At 58.9% G+C, this 17,664-nt stretch carries 14 protein-coding genes; 7 read left to right on the forward strand and 7 right to left on the reverse strand.

What is annotated here, in order from left to right; translation table 11 throughout:
- Nucleotides 1-86 precede the first annotated feature (86 nt).
- Both HX830_RS30830 and HX830_RS30835 read left to right on the forward strand, forming a co-directional pair.
- Complete coding sequence (locus HX830_RS30830; protein ID WP_177104557.1) at nt 87-1,277, forward strand: FAD binding domain-containing protein; 1,191 nt, start codon at nt 87-89, stop codon at nt 1,275-1,277.
- A gap of 75 nt (nt 1,278-1,352) precedes the next feature.
- The gene (locus HX830_RS30835; protein WP_177104621.1) at nt 1,353-2,024 is read left to right on the forward strand and encodes a class I SAM-dependent methyltransferase; all 672 of its coding nucleotides are present in this window, start codon (nt 1,353-1,355) and stop codon (nt 2,022-2,024) included.
- 14 nt (nt 2,025-2,038) lie between these two features.
- Here the strand turns inward: HX830_RS30835 and HX830_RS30840 are convergent, their stop codons facing one another.
- Nucleotides 2,039-4,540 (reverse strand): sialidase family protein, encoded by a 2,502-nt coding sequence (locus HX830_RS30840; protein WP_177104559.1) that lies wholly within the window; start codon nt 4,538-4,540, stop codon nt 2,039-2,041.
- Nucleotides 4,541-4,633: 93 nt separating this feature from the next.
- Nucleotides 4,634-5,710, reverse strand: a complete 1,077-nt coding sequence (locus HX830_RS30845; protein ID WP_177104561.1) for a nucleoside hydrolase — start codon at nt 5,708-5,710, stop codon at nt 4,634-4,636.
- Nucleotides 5,711-6,280: 570 nt separating this feature from the next.
- Here HX830_RS30845 and HX830_RS30850 point away from each other — a divergent pair.
- Together HX830_RS30850 and HX830_RS30855 are read left to right on the forward strand one after the other, a co-directional pair.
- Entirely contained in the window at nt 6,281-7,630 is a 1,350-nt protein-coding gene (locus tag HX830_RS30850; RefSeq protein WP_152741945.1) for a hypothetical protein, read from the forward strand.
- 212 nt (nt 7,631-7,842) lie between these two features.
- Complete coding sequence (locus HX830_RS30855; RefSeq protein ID WP_177104563.1) at nt 7,843-8,592, forward strand: transporter substrate-binding domain-containing protein; 750 nt, start codon at nt 7,843-7,845, stop codon at nt 8,590-8,592.
- A 64-nt stretch (nt 8,593-8,656) separates the two neighbouring features.
- Here HX830_RS30855 and HX830_RS30860 read toward each other — a convergent pair whose 3' ends face one another.
- Both HX830_RS30860 and HX830_RS30865 read right to left on the reverse strand, forming a co-directional pair.
- The gene (locus tag HX830_RS30860) at nt 8,657-9,085 is read right to left on the reverse strand and encodes a GNAT family N-acetyltransferase (protein ID WP_177104565.1); all 429 of its coding nucleotides are present in this window, start codon (nt 9,083-9,085) and stop codon (nt 8,657-8,659) included.
- 48 nt (nt 9,086-9,133) lie between these two features.
- Entirely contained in the window at nt 9,134-9,499 is a 366-nt protein-coding gene (locus HX830_RS30865; RefSeq protein ID WP_177104567.1) for a hypothetical protein, read from the reverse strand.
- Between the two features lie 120 nt (nt 9,500-9,619).
- Between HX830_RS30865 and HX830_RS32275 the strand changes: the two genes are divergently transcribed.
- Nucleotides 9,620-9,829 (forward strand): hypothetical protein, encoded by a 210-nt coding sequence (locus tag HX830_RS32275; protein WP_103496844.1) that lies wholly within the window; start codon nt 9,620-9,622, stop codon nt 9,827-9,829.
- A 158-nt stretch (nt 9,830-9,987) separates the two neighbouring features.
- On the opposite strand, the gene exaC is transcribed toward HX830_RS32275, so the two are convergent.
- A complete protein-coding gene (gene exaC / locus HX830_RS30870) occupies nt 9,988-11,508 on the reverse strand; it encodes an acetaldehyde dehydrogenase ExaC (RefSeq protein WP_103496845.1) in 1,521 nt (506 codons plus the stop codon).
- A 350-nt stretch (nt 11,509-11,858) separates the two neighbouring features.
- Between exaC and HX830_RS30875 the strand changes: the two genes are divergently transcribed.
- Nucleotides 11,859-12,524, forward strand: a complete 666-nt coding sequence (locus HX830_RS30875) for a response regulator transcription factor (protein WP_177104569.1) — start codon at nt 11,859-11,861, stop codon at nt 12,522-12,524.
- Between the two features lie 5 nt (nt 12,525-12,529).
- On the opposite strand, the gene nahK is transcribed toward HX830_RS30875, so the two are convergent.
- Both nahK and nosP read right to left on the reverse strand, forming a co-directional pair.
- Nucleotides 12,530-15,172, reverse strand: coding sequence for a hybrid sensor histidine kinase/response regulator NahK/ErcS' (nahK, locus tag HX830_RS30880; protein ID WP_177104580.1), 2,643 nt, complete (start codon nt 15,170-15,172; stop codon nt 12,530-12,532).
- Nucleotides 15,102-16,265: a nitric oxide-sensing protein NosP gene (gene nosP / locus HX830_RS30885; RefSeq protein ID WP_177104582.1), complete on the reverse strand. Its 1,164-nt coding sequence runs from the start codon at nt 16,263-16,265 to the stop codon at nt 15,102-15,104. The genes nahK and nosP overlap by 71 nt, the downstream gene beginning before the upstream one ends.
- A gap of 247 nt (nt 16,266-16,512) precedes the next feature.
- Between nosP and yiaY the strand changes: the two genes are divergently transcribed.
- Nucleotides 16,513-17,661: an L-threonine dehydrogenase gene (gene yiaY / locus HX830_RS30890; protein ID WP_177104584.1), complete on the forward strand. Its 1,149-nt coding sequence runs from the start codon at nt 16,513-16,515 to the stop codon at nt 17,659-17,661.
- Nucleotides 17,662-17,664 lie beyond the last annotated feature (3 nt).

Consider the following 17,664-nt stretch of genomic DNA (forward strand, 5'->3'; position numbering starts at 1 on the left):
CAACTCACGCAATACGGTTTGGCGAGGAGTGCTGATTATCAGCGTCCGGTCCAGCCCTTAGAGTGGGTCGAAAAGGAGGACCTACCATGGGCACATTTACAACTCACCCTCAACGACCTGCCGGGGCACCTCGTGCCCTGGTGATTGGCGGATCATTGGGCGGGCTTTTCGCAGGTAATCTGCTGCGCCAGATCGGCTGGGACGTCGATATTTTCGAGCGTTCTTCCCACGACCTCGACAGTCGAGGCGGCGGCGTAGTGCTGCAGCCGGAGGTGGTCGAAGCGTTTCGCAAGCTGAACGTTCCATTGACCCACCTGGAGATGGGCGTTCGCTCGCAGTACCGCACCGTGCTGTATCCGGACGGCCGTGTCCAAAGCAAAACCTTGGCCCCGCAAGTCCAGACGTCCTGGTCACTGCTTTACACAACCTTGCGCCAGGCCTTCGGCAATGAGCGCTACCACCAGGGGAAAGTCCTGGTGGACCTCGATCAGCCAGAAGCCGGTCGGGTGGTGGCCGTGTTCGAAGACGGCGAGCGCATCGAGGCTGACTTGCTCGTCGCCGCTGATGGCGGTAACTCGCAGGTACGTCAATTGCTCTGGCCAGAATACCAGCCTGGCTACGCCGGCTATGTTGCCTGGCGCGGCCTCCTGCCAGAAAGCCGTTTGCCCGAGTTGCCTGCCCAGGTGTTGGCGGGTGACTTCGGTTTCGCAAACGCCGGCGGCTCGCACATCCTGGGCTACCTGGTACCCGGTGAACACAACGATATTCGTCCCGGACAACGCTACTACAACTGGGTTTGGTATCGGGTTGTCGAGGAGCCACTCATCGGCGATCTCATGACCGACGCCAATGGGCACAAGCGCGACTATTCGGTACCGGAAGGGCTTCTCGCGCCGGCGTGGCGCGAGCATGTCTGGAGGGAAGCCGACAGGCTGCTGCCCCCCGCTTTTCGGGAAGTGGTGCAAGCCACCGAACAGCCTTTCGTGCAAAGCATCCGCGATTTGGCGATGCCGCGGATGGTTGATGGCCGGGTGGTCCTACTCGGCGATGCGGCCGCCATTCCCCGGCCGCACACCGCCGCCAGCACCTCCAAGGCGGCATTCAACGCACTCGAACTGGCCCGGTGCCTGAGCCAGGCCCCAGACGACACGGATCGCGCCCTGGCGAACTGGGAACCGGCACAGATTGCCTTGGGGCAACGCCTGCTCGCCCAGGGCCAAGCCATGGGCGATCACCTGATGTTCCACCGTCCGACCCTTCACGCTGGCAGGCGCTGAATGACCGACGAAGTCCATCAGGCAGGCGGATAGATGTTCTATCCTTCCATCCAACCACCGACTCCGGACACCGAAATGCCCGCCCCCGAATCCGCCCTCCTGCAAAGCTGGCATCACAACGCCCAATCCTGGATTGAAGCGGTTCGCGGCGGCGCCATCGAAAGCCGCCGCCAGGTCACCGACCAGGCCATCCTCCTGGCGGTGCTGGGCCGCCAGCCCGAGCGTGTGCTCGACCTGGGTTGTGGCGAGGGCTGGCTGTTGCGGGCGCTGGCGACGAGGGGCATCAACGCGGTCGGTGTGGACGGCGATGCGACGCTGGTTGAGGCCGCGCGGGCGGCGGGCTCTTCGCCAGTGCATTTGGCCAGCTACGAAGCGTTGGTGGAGGCGAAGGTGGATATCGGCCGCGACTACGCGCTGATCTGCGCCAACTTCGCCCTGCTGCACCAGGACATCATCCCTCTGCTCGCCGCCATGAACACCCTGCTCGCCCCTGGCGGCGCGCTGGTGATCCAGACCCTCCATCCGTGGACTGCGGCGGCGGGCGACTATCAGGATGGTTGGCGAAACGAAACCTTCGATGGGTTCAAGGGGCAGTGGCAAGCCATGCCCTGGTATTTCCGAACCCTGTCCAGTTGGCTCAATGCGCTGGACATGGCCGGTTTTCGGTTGAGTACTTTGCAGGAGCCGCAGCACCCACAGAGTGCTGCGCCTCAGTCATTGCTGTTGGTGGCCGAGAAGCGGGAGTGAGCCACACCGGCTTCCTACTTGCCCGTCTCCTCAACCGCGCCTTTGTTCTGAAAGCCGAAAGAGTATTTCAGAGCCCGTGCATGCTGGGTGCGAGTATCCGGCAAACCTATGGTCTCCGGATTCGCAAAGCCGGTAGGGCTGGAGGGGTCCATGAAGTTAGCGCGATTGATCGCATCAAACAGAAAACTGAAACCTTGTTTCAGTGTGCTCTGGGCGATGCCATGACAACCCATGCAGCCGCCCATGGTCTGGCTTCCAGTGCTGTGATCAAAATCCGGCACCTTGATGTTCTTCACCGTGCGCATATTGGTCAGGGTGTTGTCCTCCGGAACGGGGAATACGTTGCTTCCGCGAAAGAGTTGAATCCCCGGCTGGCTGCTTTCGACCAGGATATTGGCCAGGTAATAATCCGGGTCGGTTTCAGTGCTCGACGGAATGGCCTGCACCCCTTTAAGCCGGTAGTGCTTCCAGACCGAATTGTTGAACGCACTGCTGCCGTCCATTAGTTGCTTGACCTGGTTGTTGACCGCCGTGACTTCGGAATAGATGGTTTGCGGTTGCACGACACGAATAGGCCCGGCCTGCCCCTTGGGGATCCCGTTGCTGCCGGAGTAGATGGGCGAAGTATGGGCCGAGTCCACAACATCGCCCCTGGGCAGGGTCACCGTATGGGTGGTGTTGCCGTCAGAGAAGGTAGCAACCGGCGGTAAACCGTTATCCGGCGAGTAGGCAACCTTGTCGTAGTTGGCGATATAGTAAAGCCCGGTCGGCGACTTGTCGGGCAAGGTCATCGCATCCTCATGCTCGAACGTGGCGAAAATGAAGGTCGGGTAGTTGGCCGTCTTATGGATGATATGCAAGGCGACCAGGGCATAGTCTTCGTTGTACGCCACCGGTGCCTTATCGGTGCCGTGATAGGTCACCACCGTCGCCGTATGGTAGCGCGCACGCTGCGCCACCGGAATATCCGCCAGCTTGCGCCATGCCGCCTTGACCTCCACCGCGCCGTCGGGCAGGACGATATGATCCGGGTACATGCTCAGGCCTTGCGCATACGTGTAAATGACGGGATTGGCCTTGGCCTCGAACAGGATCTGGCTGTCGTTCGAAGGGGCATAGTGACTCCCGTTCATTGCTGGTCGTGGTGGGTTGACCGGGAAAAATATCGCGTTTTGTCCTATTTGAGTCGCCTCATCCAGATTGTTGTAATGAGCAAAACTCGCGCCTGGGGCCAAAGGCACACCGTTGGGGAAACTGACATAGCGGTATTGCGGGCTGGAAGCGAACGGCCGCGTAGGGCCGCCTACGCCTTTTTTTTCCCCTCCCGGAGGAAACAACTCGGTGCGGTGGGCGAAGGTTTGCCACAACAAAGGACTGGGAGATTGTGGCAACTTGCCCGAATCGGCAAAGCTGCTGGAGGGATTGCCAATGCCGCGGTTAGCCGGCAACGGCGTGTTGGCGGCATTGTTCAGTGCGATAAAGCTGCGCCAGGCGAAAGTTGCATAATCGGTATGGCTAAGGCCCGTGGCCAGATCCGCGGGCAGTTGCGGATTGTTCATGGTCAAATCGTTTGCAGTGATGGCATAGGAAACGCCCAATCCCGATGGATAGGCCGAATTCCCAGGGAAGCGTTTGGAGAAATACGCATTCCAATGCAGCCCGTCGTTTGAATAAAACGTACTGGAACTGCTGCTGATAAACACGCGCTCGCCGATCATCGTTGCACTATTCAGGAAGCCCCTGGGCCCCTGGCCGTTTATCCCCGTCAGCGCTTGCTTCGCCCCCCACTGGCCGGCCCGGTCGTAAGTGCGGGCGAACATGGCGCCATTTTCAAAAGCGTAATAAGCCCACAATTGACCGTTATAGACGACGGGCACCATCGTTAGAATTTTGTCGGCGCTTTCCTGGAAGGCCAGATTTTCCCGGCTCCACGCAACACCGTCATTCGAGGTGACATAATAAACAGCGTTACCTGAGTTTTCGCTATACAAGACAAAGAGCTGTCCGTTATACACAATCGGTTTGTTATTGATGGCCGTATGGAGCGTACTGATAGGCTTGGCCGTGGACCAGCCGGTGCCGTTTTCGGAGCTGACGGTCTTCAAGCGGCCCTGGGGATCGGTAAAGGTCAGTACCAATTTTTGATTGAACACGCTCACCGAGACATTACTAAAAATACTATCCACACTGATAGTTTGTGTGGCAGACCAGTTTTTCCCTTCCGCCGAAGTGGCATAATTTATATGCTTTTGGTCATTGTTGTTGGCCCAGAACATATAAACCTTACCCTTGAACGACTGCACCGAGGGTATATAAAACGCTTGCGGCCTGAAGGGCACCGTGCTCGTCGAAGAAGGCGTGCCACTTGAAGCCTCTGGATGATCAAAGACATCGACCGTGATCCCCACACCTTGTTGCGGTGTGGCGATGATCACACTCTCCGCATAAACCGACGAGACCGCCAGCACGCCACCCAGGCACAGCAACAGTCGACCCAGCATTGCTTTGACGTTCATATATTCGCTCCTTTGAATAGCGGCTACTACAGGGCGCGGGGGCGCCCTGATCGGCGTAGCTGTTCCATGGCTGCCGGCCCTTGCCTTGCAACGCTACTTAGCGGCCACGGCCTCCGCTGCTTTGGCCATGTTTTCGGCGGTGGCTTCGGTCGAGTTTCCTGCGAGGGTGTACAGATAAAGTGTGGTGACGAATCCGGGGGCGGCCGACAGGGCCACATCGACTGGGGCACCCGCGTTATCCGGTACCAACTTCCCGGTCATATCCTGCTCTTCGTTCAGCTCCTGCTCCACCCGCAGGTGATAGCGGGTAAATTGAAGAAACTGAGGGTCGGTGATGGCGACGGCCGCCAAGGGATCCCAGAAATACAGATATTTGCCGATACCCGGCGCGATGGTCGAGCTTTGCAGCACGTGGGTAAGGAACTGAGCCACCGGGTTGGAAATCCGGGAGAGCTGGCTCACGAAACTCTGGGTAATGGGGATAAAGTTACTGGCGTTCAGCGCAACCAATTGAATGGGGACCCCGCCATTGAAGACATAGTGGGCACCCAGCGGATCCAGGAAGATGTTCCATTCGGCAACCTGATTGGTGTAGTAAGGCGCATCACCCAGGGCGTCAATAATATTACCGCCCGCACCAGGCTGGACGTATTCCGGCAACAAATTCCCGCCCATCATCACGATGCGGTCTACTTTGCTGAGCAACAAGCGTTGCAATGCACTATCGGTTTTAGCGTGCTGGAACAAATGCCCCCAGGTCGTACCACCACCGATCATCAACACCGTAAATTTATGATTGGCTTTTTCCAATGTTTCCCTTAAAAAAGCGAGCGCATCGGCTCGCGTGGGATTCGGGTTTTTCCGTGGAAACAGGGCGTCGTAATGGTGATCCGCCGCCTGGCGTGTTTCAAAGGGAAAGGTATTGCTATACACCATGGGGCGTTGAAGACCCGCCGCAACGGGGATACGTTCTATCTCAGGGTCATTAAACAAAGTGAGGAAATTGCTGACATTTTCAACGCCGTGACTCAAGTGAACAGCGCCCACCCCCGTCACAGTAATACCTTCGACTTTTATCCCATGATGCTTGAGCAAATACGACATGGCCATGTAATCATCGAAATCGACATCGGTATCGATGAGTACATGCGTAAGCGGTTGAACAGACATAAGGTTAGCCTCCTGGCTAATGAAGAGTTTACATCCGATGTCAGGTATTACCGAACGATCCAGCTTGTGTAGGCACAGGTTTAACAGTAGCGATTTGCAGCGTAGGCGGCCATTTGATATCTGTCTAGTGACCTGAGCCGTTAATCCAGCGGTCCATTGTTCACACTATAGGATGTGTCCAACGCGATGGATTCAGCACGTGCATGCCTCCCGATGTTCCCCTGGCTGCCATCTAAAAGGATGGCACTTTCCTGAAAATGACCTACACCTGATAGCAAGGAAGAACGGCCAGCGATCGACAGGAGTCGATAGTCAGAATCCCCCGCCCTCCCTGCGCACACTCCGTTTCCTCTCTGTTGATCATTCCTGGCAAATCGTTGGGGATTGAACTCAGTCGTCCGGCGCCGCCGAGGAGGTAGACCACCCATACTCGATACCCCGTTTCACCCGTGAAGCCCGTCTCGGCGATCAAACCGAGACCTTGACCAAAAATAAATAAAAGGAAGCCCCCGCATTGGCAAGCATAAGCCCAAGCGATGCCAGGCGTTTTCCCTATCAAGGAGATGATCGATGACCCAATCCCCAGGAACGCTCACAGCCTTCGCGGTGGCGGCCGCGTTGTTCAGCGTCGCCGCCCAGGCCGGCACCTACCCTGACTACGGCTACGCGCCACCCGACACCTATACCGGCGCCAAATTCGTGCTCAGCCAGAGTTATCCCACCACACCGCCCAAAGGCCCGCTGCCGGAGTTCTTCAAGAAGCTGCCGACCAAGCAGGACAACAATTTTGAAACCTGGCGTGCCTACATGGACGCCGTGAAAAACTACTGCCTGGAAGGTAACGTCGACGTCAATTGGGACGTTCAGAAAAACAAGGTTCGCCAGTGGTATCACATGCCGTGGCAGCACTATGGCCCGCTGGGGCGCGAGGGCATCCATGGCTTGACCAAGGAAGCGCAGATCCAGGCCCAGCAACTGGCGTCCACGCAAACCGCCACCGGCCAGACTTACGCCGTGGGCATTTACAACGACATCGGCGCCTACACCATCGGCAAGGTCTGGAAAGACCCGCAGAACCCTGATCCGAGCTACACCTCGCAGCCCAACAGCTTCCCCAACGGTACGGTCGTGTGCAAGGCCCTGTTTGCCGACATCGACCGCAACACCGTGCCGTTCCTGGTCAACCCGGTGTTGTGGCAGGGCTATATCACCGACACCTTCACCTCCGCCAATCGCGTGGTGAAGGATGTCGCCCTGATCCAGATGGACATCGCCGTACGTGACACCCGCATGAAGGAGACCGGCTGGATCTTCGGCACCTTCCAGTACAACGGCGCCAAGACCGGCAAGGCTGGCTGGGACAACCTGGTACCGGTGGGGATCATCTGGGGCAACGATCCGAAAGAAACCGGCAATGACTTCACCAACCCGAAACCGACCGTCACCAAAATCAACCCGGCGCTGCAACAGACCGCCATCAACGCCAACACCCAGGAGCTGCCGCCGACCCACCTGGGCTGGAACGGGCGCCTCAACGGTCCGGTGGACAATCCCAACAGCTCCTGCCAGAGCTGCCATATGACGGCCGAGGCGCCGCAAGTGGCGATCATGAATCCACTGTTCCAGAAAAATCCGCCACCGGTGGGTTCGCCTGACTGGATGAGGTGGTTCCAGAACATTCCGGCAGGCCATCCGTTCACTCCTGGAACCAAGAGCACGGATTTCAGCCTGCAGATGTCGGGCAGTCTGGTGAACTTCTACCAGTGGAAGTGTGACATGGGCGGGATCTACGAAAACGGCATCAACGCTTGCGCGAAAACCGCCGGCCTGAAGTTGAAGATGCTGAAGTCCGGAAATGGGGCACCGCAGCCACTGCAGCGCGTGATCCGCGATCCAAGCCTGGAACAATTGCTCGAGTAACAGGCGACAACCTCCGGGCACTGGGTGCCCGGAGGCTGACTCATACCACTGGCTGCGACGCCTATGCTCAGCCAGGACAAGCTTCAGCGAAAACCTGCACCACCGTTTACGACACTGCCTCAGACGTCAGACAGGTGTCAGGGTCTATACTGATTTTGCCCCTTTAATCAGGAGCCAGCCTTGATCACCGTGTAGTCAACCAGGCAGAACACGTGAAGTCTTCGACACTTGCTGTAGCGCTGCTCTGTCTATTGCTCGGCGCTCCCGCCAGGGCCGAGTCCTATCTGGTCGTTACCGAGGAGTGGGCACCGTACAACTATCAGGAGAACAATCAGCTCACGGGCATGTCCACGGAGATCGTCCGGGCCATCATGGCGCGGACCGGGGATAACTTCGAGATGGTGCTGCTGCCCAGTATGCGCAGCATCCACGCATTGAATACCCGCCCCAAGACCATCCTGTATTCCCTGTTCCGCACGGCGAAGCGCGATCCCTTATACAAGTGGGTCGGACCGATCGTGGAAGAGTCCATTTACCCCTATCAGTTAGCCAATGCGCAGCAGCCGGTGAATTCCCTGGAACAGCTACTACGCGCGCCACAGATCACGACGAGACAGGCCGGCCTGATACCCGAGGTTCTGCAGTCGCGGGGCTTCAACAACCTCGCAAAAGTTGCAATCGAGAGCCGGCAGCTCTATCGCATGCTGCTCGCCGGACGCACTGACATCATCGTCGGCGACACCGCCGCGGGGGTGGCTTACTACAGCCGCGAGTTGAACATCGCCCCCGGCACGCTGCGGCAGATTCCCATCGAGCTCTATCGCTCATCGCTGTACATTGCCTTCAGCCGCGACAGTGACGACAAACGGGTAGCCGCCTGGGCCGACGCCCTGGAGCAACTGCGCCAGTCAGGTGAGTTGAAGCGCATCCAGGATCGGTACAGCCAACCCATCGGGCAATGAAAGCGTGGAACCCACGCCAGCTTTCAGGTGCAGGCTATCTGAGCCCTTACCCGGCCTGCTTCTCTTAAAGATCAAACCGCTTTTGCATAAAAAACCGGTTGTGCCCAGCGACCGGGTAATCCTTGAGCTCGCCAAAGATACTGAAGCCGTGTCGGAGGTAAAATTCCGGCGCTTGGAAGGAGAAAGTGTCCAGCCAAATACCTTGGCAACCTTTCTCACGAGCCAGCGCTTGCGCCATGTTCATCAACTTCGATCCCATGCCCTGCCCTCTGGCGATTTCAGGCACAACAAGCAATTCAATGAATAGCCACTGTCCGGAAACTTTGGCGTATAAACCACCCTCAGTGTTGCCCGTCTCATCCTTGATTAGAAGCGCAAGTTTTTCGACTCCCACCCGTCCGGTTTGTGCCTGGTTGTATTCGATCAACGGTGCCAGGATTGCCTGGTAATCGGCCTCTTGAGGCGCTTCTTTTATCTCGATCCGTAAGCTCACAGCTTTCTCCCTGATACCATTTTTGATTACGCAGAGAATCCTTAACGGCTACGGGACAAACTCGACGTAGCTGGACTCCCCACCGCCAGTCGCGCCCGACAACCAACCCCATACGAAAGCCAGAGTGGTACGCCCTGCGTGATCAACGCCTACCGTGCCACGGGACCAACCGGCAAGCATCTCGCCCTCCGTGGTCAAGCAATGATAAAGAAGCTCAATGGTATCCGGGCCTGTCACGCGCCCGACTTGATGACCCATGCGGATCCGGCCGCCTTGGTAGGTGCCCGAAATAGCGTTTCCCTCGACATGGTAATGAAATACCGTACCTGCACCGGATAGCCCGTGGGCGTTGCCTGCTACCGTAAATCGGCGATCGTTCAAACGCTCGCCGACTTGAGAAAAGAGGGTTTCCATAACTGTCGCGTCCTTTGGTCGAGAGGTTCCATTCCAGCCTTCCCCATGGATAAAACACGTTTCCAGGAGAGATCCTGCCATGATAAATAAATCAGTCACCCGACAGTTGAAGTTCTGAAAATGCCAAAGACAAAGCCGGCAGCTAGCGCGGCAGCAACGGCTGCTGAGATCGAAAGATCCATCCAGGCCCTGAACAAAATGGCTGAACGCCTTTGGGGGGATGGCAGGGAGACCGAGGCAAAAGCACTTCTCGATGCCCTGGACGCCTTGAACCGGGCGCTGGACAGGATCCGGATCGGCGAGAGCCGCCGGGTGGTGACGCTCCACTAACAAGCCAGGGACGCACAACGGAAAACAAATCGGCCCTTTATTCGCCCACCAGCCTTCGATTGCTGCGACAAGCCGAGCATGGACAAAACAAACGGCAGGAACGAGGGCATGCCAGGTTCCTGCCATTTCAAGCGTTTGCCGGTAAAAGGCTCAGCGCATCAAAAGAAGCCCAGCGGATTGATGTCGTAGCTGACCAGCAGGTTTTTGGTCTGCTGGTAGTGGTCGAGCATCATTTTGTGGTTTTCACGGCCGACACCGGATTTCTTGTAGCCACCGAACGCGGCATGCGCCGGGTACAGGTGATAGCAGTTGGTCCACACGCGACCGGCCTTGATCGCCCGCCCCATGCGGTAGGCACGGTTGATATCACGGGTCCACAGGCCCGCACCGAGGCCGAACTCGCTGTCGTTGGCAATCGCCAGGGCTTCAGCTTCGTCCTTGAAGGTGGTCACGCCCACCACCGGGCCGAAGATTTCCTCCTGGAACACGCGCATTGTGTTGTTGCCCTTGAGCAGCGTCGGCTGGATGTAGTAGCCGGTGGACAGATCGCCTTCCAGGCGCTCCGCAGCGCCGCCGGTCAAGAGCACCGCCCCCTCCTCCTGAGCAATCTTCAGGTACGAAAGAATCTTGTCGTATTGCTGCTCCGAGGCCTGGGCGCCGACCATGGTCTCGGTGTCCAGAGGATCGCCACGCTTGATCTTGCCGATCTTCTGCATCACGACCGCCATGAACGCGTCGTAGATCGATTCCTGGATCAAGGCACGCGACGGGCAGGTGCAAACCTCGCCCTGGTTGAAAAACGCCAGCACCAGGCCTTCAGCGGCCTTTTCGATAAACTGCGGCTCGGCCTGCATGATGTCTTCGAAGAAGATATTCGGCGACTTGCCACCCAGCTCCACCGTACTGGGAATGATGTTCTCGGCCGCGCACTTCATGATGTGCGCGCCCACCGGCGTGGAGCCGGTGAATGCGATCTTGGCGATACGCTTGCTGGTGGCCAGGGCCTCGCCGGCTTCACGGCCAAAGCCATGGACGATATTCAAGACACCCGGTGGCAGCAGGTCGTTGATCAGTTCGGCGAAGACCATGATCGACAGCGGCGTTTGTTCGGCCGGTTTCAGCACCACGCAGTTGCCCGCCGCCAGCGCAGGCGCCAGCTTCCAGGCCGCCATCAGCAGCGGGAAGTTCCACGGAATGATTTGCCCCACCACGCCCAGGGGTTCATGGAAATGGTAAGCCGTGGTCAGTTCGTTGATCTCTGCGGCGCCGCCTTCCTGGGCACGGATGCAACCGGCGAAATAACGGAAGTGGTCGGCCGCCAGCGGAACGTCGGCATTCAGGGTTTCGCGCACGGCCTTGCCGTTGTCCCAGGTTTCGGTAACGGCCAGCACTTCAAGATGCTGTTCAATACGGTCGGCAATGTTCAACAGGACCCGCGAGCGATCCTGTGCCGAGGTCTTGCCCCAGGCATCGGCTGCCCCATGGGCGGCGTCCAGCGCGAGTTCGATATCAGCGGCGGTGGAACGGGGGAACTGGGCAATCACGTCACCGTTGATCGGCGAGGTATTGGTGAAGTATTCGCCATGGACCGGCGCGATAAACTCACCGCCGATGTAATTGCCATAGCGCGATTTGAAAGAAACGACAGCGCCTGGGGTTCCGGGGGGTGCGTAAATCATGATTGAGGCCTCTTTGCGGGTCATTGTCTGTGGGTCGCACACGCGATGAACAGATGCTAGAGAGCCCACGCCGCCAAACGAATACGCCCTTGGCAGGGGTCACCTTGTCATTTAGTCGTAATTTGGCCCTTCTGGAAAACCGCAAACGCGCAACGCTTCGTACTTTAGTAGGGGTTTACCTGACTATCGTCGCATTCACAAAGCAGGGGGAGTGGCATGTAATGCCGCCATTACAAGAAAGGAATCGCCCTTATGCCGCCTACCCCGGACCTCGTACCCTGAGCCCTTTCCCTGAACAACAGAGATACCCCGCCATCACACCGCAATCAAAAATAAACAGGTGCAAGGCCATGTACAAAATTCTAATTGCCGATGATCACCCGCTGTTTCGTGAAGCCATCGCCAATGTGATCAGCGACGGTTTTCCGGGCTGCGAAGTGATGGAAACCGCCGACCTGGAGAGCGCGCTGACACTGACTCGGCGCCATGACGACTTCGACCTGATTCTGCTCGACCTGAATATGCCTGGCATGCACGGCCTCAATGGCCTGATCAATCTGCGCAACGAGGCGCCCACCATCCCGGTGGTGATCGTGTCCGCCGAACAAGACAAGCAGATTGTGCTGCAAGCCATCATGTACGGTGCGGTGGGCTTTATTACCAAGTCGTCGCCACGGGCGCAGATGACTGAAGCCATCGAGCAGATCCTCAACGGCAATGTCTATCTGCCTCCGGATATCATCCACTCGCCAAAGGCCGATACCCGGCGCAGCATGAACAGCGCCCCCGGCTTTGCGCCTGAGTTACTCCAATCGCTGACCCGCAAGCAATTGCTGGTCCTGGAACGTATGACCAAGGGCGAGTCGAACAAACAGATCGGCTACACCCTGGAAATCGCCGAGACCACGGTCAAGGCGCACGTCTCGGCCATCCTGCGCAAGCTCAACGTGCATAACCGGGTCCAGGCGATTCTCAGCGCCGGGGATATCGATTTCACCGCCTACCTGCGGCGCTGAATGGGTCAACCCACCGACTCCTTGCCCAGCAGATGACTGATGGCAGTCTTGAGCTTCATCGGCCGCACCGGTTTGTGCATCAAGGTGTGGCCCAGCTCACGCATTTGCAGCTTCAGTTCATTGCTGTAGTTGGCCGTGATCATCAGCGCCGGCAAGGGCAAGCCACGTCGGGCGTTGATCGTGGCCACGACATCGACACCGTTCTGCTCATGGTCCAGGTGATAATCGGCAATCAACAGGTCGGCGTCGCCATGATAGTTGTCCACCTGCCGCGCCAGGTCCTGTTCGCACAGCGCGGTGACCACCTCGCAGCCCCAGCTTTCCAGGAGCGTGCGCATCCCCGCGCAAATCGTCGCATCATTGTCCAGCACCCAGATCCGTGCCCCGCGCAACCTTTCGAGCATGAGCCCCGTCATGGGTAACTGGATCTGTGGCTTGGGCGCGCAGAGGGTCAGCGGCACTTCGACAGCGAACATCGAGCCTTTGCCGGGGGTCGAGCGGACGCTGATCTTGTGCCCGAGGATCCCGGCGATTTTTTCGACAATGGCCAACCCGAGACCCAACCCGCGATCCTGATGGGGTCGTTGCGCGTCGCCGCGTTTGAACTCCTGGAAAATCTCCTCCAGTTTGTTCTCGGCAATCCCGATACCGGTATCCCAGACTTCGATGGACAGACAATGGCGATGCCGACGACAACCCAATACCACGCGGCCAGTGGTGGTGTAGCGGATGGCGTTGCTCAGCAGGTTGCGCAGAATCCGCGCGAGCAACTGGATATCGCTGCGCACCAGCGCCGAACACGGCACGAACGCCAGGCGCAAGCCCTCGCTGGCAGCCGCTTGCGCGAACTCGACCGCCAGGTTTTCCAGCAGTTCGCTCAGGGCAAACGGCGCGATATCGGCCTTGATCACCCCGGCATCCAGCTTGGAGATATCGACCAGCGTGCCGAGCAGATTCTCCACGTCTTCCAGCGAATTGCTGACATTACGCACCAGGGTTGCGTTGGCCTCCGGTTCGCGGCGCTCCAACAAGGCACTGGTAAACAGGCGTGCGGCGTTGAGCGGCTGAAGCAGATCATGGCTGACGGCGGCCAGAAACTTGGTTTTCGACAGGTTGGCCTGCTCGGCTTCGAGCTTGGCTTCACGCAGGCGCGACTCGACCCGACTGCGCTCGTCGATCTCACGCAGCAACTGGCTGTTCAGGGTGGTCAACTCGGTGGTGCGCTCGCGGACTCGCTGCTCGAGGTTCTGATAAGCCTGGTGCAGCGCTTCGGCGGTACGGCGGCGTTCGGTGATATCGCGGATCAGCACAAAGATGCCGATCACTTCACCATTGGCCAAGCGATTGGGCACATAGGAGCGCAGCATGTAGCGCTCCTGATTGTTGATGTTGATCTCAGGGCATTCGAAGGTCACGCTTTCCCCCGCAAGGGCGCGTTCGACATAGGTTTCCAGGCGCTGGTAATGCTCTTCGCTGTGGACCTCGCGCAGGCTCTGTCCGAGCATCACGCCACGCGGCCAGCAGTACCACTGTTCATAGACCTTGTTGGTGAACTCATAGACCAGGTCGGCGTTCAGGTAGGCAATGAGCGCCGGCACATGGTCGGTGATCAGGCGGATCCAGCGCTCGCTCTCGCTGAGGGCTTCAGCATGCTGGTAGCGTTCGGTGATGTCCGTGAAGGTGTTGACGAAACCGCCGGTGGGTAAGGGATGCGTGCGAATTTCCAGCACCCGGCCATCGTCCAGCCGCTGCTCCCGTTCATGGATCACCCGGCCGTTGGCGTCGCGGCTGTCCGGCGTCAACAGCTCCAGTTCGCTGTCGGCGATGACCTCGGAAAACAGCCTGTGCGCGGCAACCGGCGCCAGCCCGCTCAGCTCCAGGAAACGCCGATTCCACAGTTCCAGGATGCCCTCGGCGTTGACCATCGCGACACCCTGGGACAGGTTGTCGACGGCCCGTTGCAGCAGGTGCGACTTCTGCGCGACGGCTTGCTCGCGGCGCATGGTTTCGCTGAGTTTGACGTCCGTGATGTCGGTAAACAGGATCACCCGGCCACCCTCGCGGGTCGGCCGCTCGCTGACCTGCAGCCAGCGACCATCATTCAGACGGTACAGCAGGTGTGCGCCGGCGCTGTGCCGTGGCTCTTCACTGAACAGCCCGGTACTGGCCAGCAGCCGCTTGACCTCGGTCAAGCGCATGCCCGCGATGATCCGTACCCGGCTGTTGGCCCAGAACGCCTTGAAGCGACTGTTGAACAGCACGATGCGCTGGTCTTCATCGAACAGCACGAACGCATCGGAAATACTTTCAATGGCATCGACCAGATGTTGATGGGCCGTTTCCGCCCGCAGGCGTGCGTCACTGAGCAGATGATTGCTGGCCTTGAGCTCGGCCATGGCCTGGTTCAACGCATCGGTACGCTCCCTGACCTGTTCGGCCAGGACCACCGAGTGCTGAAAGGCCGCATAGGAATCATTGCCACGGGCGGTCCCGGACTCGACCCGCTCGATCAGCGCCGTATTGATCCGCCGCAGCTTGTGATTGTCCCGCCGCAGTTGTTCGATCTGCTCAAGCAGCTCAGCGGGAGATGACTGCACGGTTGCGTCCAATGGCGACACCGGTAAAGGTCTGGTTGATATGCATGCCATTGAACTGCTCTCCGTAGGTATTGAAACCTATCACCCGCTGCTCGCGCAGAAAGGCGCCGATCTGCTGGACGCTGCCATCGTCTTCCAGCTCCAGGCGCCGCAGGAAACAGTCGCAGCCGATGGTCAGCAACAACGGCCCCAGGCGCTCCCGCAAGCCGTCGAACAGCGTCTGCAGGTTCGGCAGCAAGGGGCCGGGCGTCATCGCCGTGAGCACGATGCCGTTCTCCACCGCACAGTAAAAGCTCAGGCTCAGGTCAGGATTGACCTGTTGAATGGCCCTGACGTAGTACTGATCGTTGATACGAACCGCCAGCGGGTGAGCGGCAAAAACCTGGTGATTGAGTTGTGCCACGGGCACCCCGATGATCTGCGCGTATTCCTCGGCCGCAGGCTCGGCATTGAGTTCGTAGACCCGGCGCATGCCGCTATCGGCGCGGGTGACCACCAGCTTTTCCGCACGCGGCAGAATGTGGTGCGTGGTGAACACTTCGAAGTCCAACCAGGTATTGACCAACAGCACCACGGCCGCGCCGCTGTGGAATTCGCCGCCGAAGTACACATGGGTATGGGTCAGGTAGTTATCGTCTCCGGCAGAGCCGCCAAAGTGCGGGATATCGCCCAAGGCGGCGCTCAGCGCGGCAAGGACCGTTTCCTCGCGGCTGGACAGGCCGTCGAGCAGTGTCAGGGCAAAACTGTTGCCCTTGATCGGCGCCAGGCTGTTGCTGCGACAGCCGCCGACCAGTCGCTCGACCATTTGCTGGGCGTCGATCAGGCTGAAACGTTCCAATTCGTCGATCAGCTCGGCAGCAATGGAGAAATGCCGATGATCAAAACCCACCGCGGTCACACAGCCTCGGCCATAGCCCTGCGGGGTAATTTCCCCGGCGCTGGTACAGCCCACCACGCGAATGCCGCCAAAGCTCTGCTGCAATGCGCTGCCCAGGGCGCGCAAATCGTATTCGACCGAACAAAAGAACAGCACAAACCCCAAGTACGGGTGCAATAGCTGCCGCGCCAGCTCCTGGGCCACCTCTTGCGCCTCGGTTGCCATCGACATCGCGCTGATTATGCCGTCTGTTTGGGTCTGTCCCATGGTCGCCGTCCGCAAAGTGCGCTGTCTGATCCTTCAGTCTACGAAGACTGGACCCGGGTCCGTATCCTACTTCGGTAGGGGGTCCCCCCTGCGATGGGAGGAAGCCGCGTGCCATTACGACCAAAGACCCCCCTTGCGAGGACTAAAGGACCATTTAACCGTTATGCCATCGTTCCTAGGATGAGTGCGTCTTGATGAATGCACCACCGGCCGTTCAGGCCAATAATCACAATAACGAGGGCTAGTCATGAGCAGCACGTTCTTCATTCCGTCCGTAAACATGATGGGCATCGGCAGTCTCGATGAAGCCATGGTCGCCATTCGCAAATATGGTTTGCGTCACGCCCTGATCGTCACCGACGCCGGCCTGGCAAAAGCTGGGGTCGCGGACAAGGTCGCCAAATTGCTGGCGGCGCAGGACATCCAGGCGACCCTATTCGATGGGGCCAAGCCGAACCCGACCGTCAGTAACGTCGAAAACGGTCTGGAGCGACTCAAGCTCAGCGGCGCCGACTTCATCATCTCCCTCGGCGGTGGCTCGCCCCATGACTGCGCCAAGGGCATCGCCTTGTGTGCGACCAATGGCGGGCATATCAGTGACTACGAAGGCGTCGATCAGTCTGCCAAACCACAAATGCCACTGGTTGCCATCAATACCACGGCGGGCACCGCCAGCGAGATGACCCGCTTTTGCATCATCACCGACGAAACCCGCCACGTGAAAATGGCCATCGTCGACCGTAACGTGACGCCACTGCTGTCGGTCAACGATCCCTCATTGATGGCCGCCATGCCCAAAGGCCTGACCGCCGCCACCGGCATGGACGCGTTGACCCACGCCATCGAAGCCTATGTTTCCACCGCGGCCACGCCCATCACCGATGCCTGCGCGCTCAAGGCCGTGGAGCTGATCTCCGCCAACCTGCGCAATGCGGTCGCCAACGGCGGCGACATGCAGGCGCGGGAGAATATGGCCTACGCGCAGTTCCTGGCCGGGATGGCGTTCAACAACGCCTCCCTGGGCTACGTGCACGCCATGGCCCACCAACTGGGTGGCTTCTATGACCTGCCCCACGGTGTTTGCAACGCGATATTGCTGCCCCACGTCGAGAGCTTCAACGCCAGCGTTTCCCAGGCTCGCCTGACGGACGTCGCCAGGGCGATGGGGATCGATACCCAGCATCTTGACCACGAGCAAGGCGCGGTCGCGGCCATTGCCGGCATCCGTAAATTGTCTTTGGACGTTGGCATTCCAGGCGGCCTGACTGAATTGGGGGTCAAGGTGGAGGACATTCCAACATTGGCGGCCAATGCCATGAAAGACGCCTGCGGCTTCACCAACCCGCGGACGGCAGAACAGGCGCAAATCGAAGAGATTTTCCACGCCGCGATGTGATTG

Source organism: Pseudomonas gingeri (assembly GCF_013385425.1).
GTDB classification, from domain to species: Bacteria; Pseudomonadota; Gammaproteobacteria; order Pseudomonadales; family Pseudomonadaceae; genus Aquipseudomonas; species Aquipseudomonas gingeri_D.

What these genes read in the sequence shown, in the direction of transcription:
- HX830_RS30830 (WP_177104557.1), top strand. Translation starts at nt 87, where the DNA reads ATGGGCACATTTACAACTCACCCTCAACGACCTGCCGGGGCACCTCGT.
- HX830_RS30835 (WP_177104621.1), top strand. Translation starts at nt 1,353, where the DNA reads ATGCCCGCCCCCGAATCCGCCCTCCTGCAAAGCTGGCATCACAACGCC.
- HX830_RS30840 (WP_177104559.1), bottom strand. Translation starts at nt 4,540, where the DNA reads ATGAACGTCAAAGCAATGCTGGGTCGACTGTTGCTGTGCCTGGGTGGC.
- HX830_RS30845 (WP_177104561.1), bottom strand. Translation starts at nt 5,710, where the DNA reads ATGTCTGTTCAACCGCTTACGCATGTACTCATCGATACCGATGTCGAT.
- HX830_RS30850 (WP_152741945.1), top strand. Translation starts at nt 6,281, where the DNA reads ATGACCCAATCCCCAGGAACGCTCACAGCCTTCGCGGTGGCGGCCGCG.
- HX830_RS30865 (WP_177104567.1), bottom strand. Translation starts at nt 9,499, where the DNA reads ATGGAAACCCTCTTTTCTCAAGTCGGCGAGCGTTTGAACGATCGCCGA.
- HX830_RS32275 (WP_103496844.1), top strand. Translation starts at nt 9,620, where the DNA reads ATGCCAAAGACAAAGCCGGCAGCTAGCGCGGCAGCAACGGCTGCTGAG.
- exaC (WP_103496845.1), bottom strand. Translation starts at nt 11,508, where the DNA reads ATGATTTACGCACCCCCCGGAACCCCAGGCGCTGTCGTTTCTTTCAAA.
- HX830_RS30875 (WP_177104569.1), top strand. Translation starts at nt 11,859, where the DNA reads ATGTACAAAATTCTAATTGCCGATGATCACCCGCTGTTTCGTGAAGCC.
- nahK (WP_177104580.1), bottom strand. Translation starts at nt 15,172, where the DNA reads ATGGCATGCATATCAACCAGACCTTTACCGGTGTCGCCATTGGACGCA.
- nosP (WP_177104582.1), bottom strand. Translation starts at nt 16,265, where the DNA reads ATGGGACAGACCCAAACAGACGGCATAATCAGCGCGATGTCGATGGCA.
- yiaY (WP_177104584.1), top strand. Translation starts at nt 16,513, where the DNA reads ATGAGCAGCACGTTCTTCATTCCGTCCGTAAACATGATGGGCATCGGC.